General features: G+C 61.0%; 2 protein-coding genes. Both read left to right on the top strand.

Annotated features, from left to right (window positions below; all coding sequences use genetic code 11):
• Positions 1-754 precede the first annotated feature (754 nt).
• Positions 755-1,417: a glutathione S-transferase family protein gene (locus NKH29_RS32465; protein ID WP_352640027.1), complete on the top strand. Its 663-nt coding sequence runs from the start codon at positions 755-757 to the stop codon at positions 1,415-1,417.
• Between the two features lie 263 nt (positions 1,418-1,680).
• Positions 1,681-2,445, top strand: a complete 765-nt coding sequence (locus NKH29_RS32460) for a heme ABC transporter permease (protein ID WP_352792108.1) — start codon at positions 1,681-1,683, stop codon at positions 2,443-2,445.
• The last annotated feature ends 180 nt before the right edge of the window (positions 2,446-2,625 follow it).

Genomic DNA, 2,625 nt, shown 5'->3' with positions numbered 1-2,625 from the left:
CGCTATCGCGGGATAGGTGCGCCTGAGTTCCGCCCATACAGGGTCGGACGACCGCCTGAAACCCCAAACAAGACGTCAAATCCCCCGCAAACAAGCGAACAACCGCCGCAACCCCGCCGCCGCAAGCTTTGCTCATGACTGCGCAACAGGTCCACAAGGGGAGAAGGTGGCCTCGCGAAGCGAGGTCGGATGAGGGGTGCTCCAGCTTGGCGCAAATCTTCATCCAAAATCCGGACTTCGGCGCACGGCAGATAGGATCATTGGCGCCTCACTCCGTTCAGCACCCCTCATCCGGCTCGGCGCTACGCCCACCTTCTCCCACAGGGGAGATGGGGAGACCGCGTCGCCGCCACGGCTGCAAGCTCTCATCGCGGACGTAGGCGAATTGTGTCGCAGACGGCGTCCAGATCCCGCATCTCCAGCTTGGCGCAAATCTGCATCCAAAAATGGAGATGTAGGCGCACTGCAGATCAGGATGTGAATCCGTAAATCGGGATTGACCGGAAGGGCCTCGGTCTGCGTTCAGGGCGCAAGCTCGCAAAAGCGGACAATGTAACAAGGCAGCCCCTACGCGCGGCCTCGCGGAGTTGGCCATCGCGCAGCCTCGCCGAATTGGCCATCGCGCTATCACGACCTCTGATCGGGAGCGGCGCCCAGCAATGAAATAGGTCAAGACCGATGTCGATTTCGGGGAGGCTCATTCGTCTCACGATAGGAAGCCGAAGAAATTCGCCCAGGCAAGGAAACGGATGCGATGACAATCACTATCACAGCATTTGAACGATCGCCCGATGGCGGCAAGGGACTGGCGCGCGATACGCGCGTTCGCTGGGCGCTCGAAGAAGTGGGTCAGCCTTATGAGGTTCGTCTTGTTTCCTTCGCAGGGATGAAGGCGCCTGACCATCTGGCGATCCATCCCTTCGGCCAGATCCCCACCTATGAGGAAGGTTCTCTCTCGCTGTTCGAGACCGGCTCGATCGTCTTTCATCTTGCCGAGCAGCATGCGGGCCTGCTCCCGAAGGATCGCGATGCCCGCGCACGCGCGATCACGTGGATGTTTGCCGCACTTAACACCGTCGAGCCGCCGATCCTGGAATTAACGACGGCAAGAATATTCGAAAGTGACAAGCCTTGGAGCGAGGAGCGCTTGCCGTTGGTAAAGGACCGTGTTCGCGCTCGGCTGGACAAACTCTCGGCTCACTTAGGCGTCGCCGACTGGCTCGATGATGCGTTCAGCGCGGGCGACCTATTGATGGTATCAGTGCTGCTGCGACTAAGAATGTCAGGCATTTTGGACGAATATCAAAACTTGGCTGCCTATGTAGCGCGCGGGGAAGCACGGCCCGCCTATATCCGGGCTTTCGCCTCGCAATTTGCGATCAACGCCCCATCAACCAACTGCCGACAGCAGGTTTGAAGTCTGCCGCCGAGCGTTTGACCAATGCTCGACGCTTCCAGCTTGACCGCTTTTGGCGTCAACTTCGGCGCGATCAAACGCCCCGATCGGGTTGCTTACCGACTGGCGGCTTTCATATTGCGATGAGTTCTGATTCAGGCTCGACATGAGCCGTCATCCGGCTCGGAGCCACGCGCCGATCCACCTTCTCCCACAAAGGGGAGAAGGAGAGACCGCCGGCGCCGTGGTTGCCGCAACTCCGCCGGCGGTCTATGTAAAGCCGCATGAGCGACACGACTTCACGCCTCTCCGGCTGGATGGACCTTGCCAACCCGACGCGGTTCGTCGGGCTGGTCGACAAGGTCGTGCCGTGGTTGGCGAGCGTGGCCGCCATCATCCTCGCTGTCGGTCTCTATATGAGCTTCACGGCGCCTGAGGATTTCCAGCAAGGCATCACCGTGCGCATCATGTATATCCACGTGCCTTTCGCCTGGCTTGCCATGATGTGCTACACGCTGATGGCGATCTCGGCGTTGGGCACGCTGGTCTGGCGCCATCCGCTGGCCGACGTGGCGCTGAAATCGGCGGCGCCCATCGGTGCCGTCTTCACCGCCCTTGCGCTGATCACCGGTTCAATCTGGGGCAAGCCGATGTGGGGCACCTGGTGGGTGTGGGACGCGCGGCTGACCTCGGTCTTCATCCTGTTCCTGATGTATCTCGGCATCATCGCGCTGACCCGCGCGCTCGACGATGCCGGGCGCGCCGCCTGGGCCGCGGCCATCATAACGCTGGTAGGCTTCATCAACATCCCGATCATCAAATTCTCGGTCGACTGGTGGAACACGCTGCATCAGCCGGCTTCGGTGTTCCGGCTCGGCGGCCCGACCATCGATCCAAGCCTGTTGTGGCCGTTGCTGGTGATGGCGCTCGGCTTCACAGTGCTGTTCTTCGCGCTGCACCTAACGGCGATGCGCACCGAGATCTGGCGCCGCCGCGTCATTTCGATGCGCCGGGTCGCGGCAAGGCAAGCTGAACGGCAACCCGGCTGATCTTATCCGTCGAGTTTCTTCCCACCCCCCTCTGTCCTGCCGGACATCTCCCCCGCAAGGGGGGAGATCGGCTTTCGCGCCGGCTTTCGCCAATCGATAGTGTCCTGAAGGTTCTGCAAAAAGTTTTGGAGAGAGAACGGCGCTTGCTCTGAAGGCGAGCGGCCATGGCACGGTGGTGAC

The sequence above is a fragment of the Mesorhizobium sp. M1295 genome, assembly GCF_040318135.1.
In the GTDB taxonomy this organism is placed as follows: domain Bacteria; phylum Pseudomonadota; class Alphaproteobacteria; order Rhizobiales; family Rhizobiaceae; genus Mesorhizobium.
This window is presented reverse-complemented; position numbering and strand designations above follow the sequence as displayed.

What these genes read in the sequence shown, in the direction of transcription:
- NKH29_RS32465 (WP_352640027.1), top strand. Translation starts at nt 755, where the DNA reads ATGACAATCACTATCACAGCATTTGAACGATCGCCCGATGGCGGCAAG.
- NKH29_RS32460 (WP_352792108.1), top strand. Translation starts at nt 1,681, where the DNA reads ATGAGCGACACGACTTCACGCCTCTCCGGCTGGATGGACCTTGCCAAC.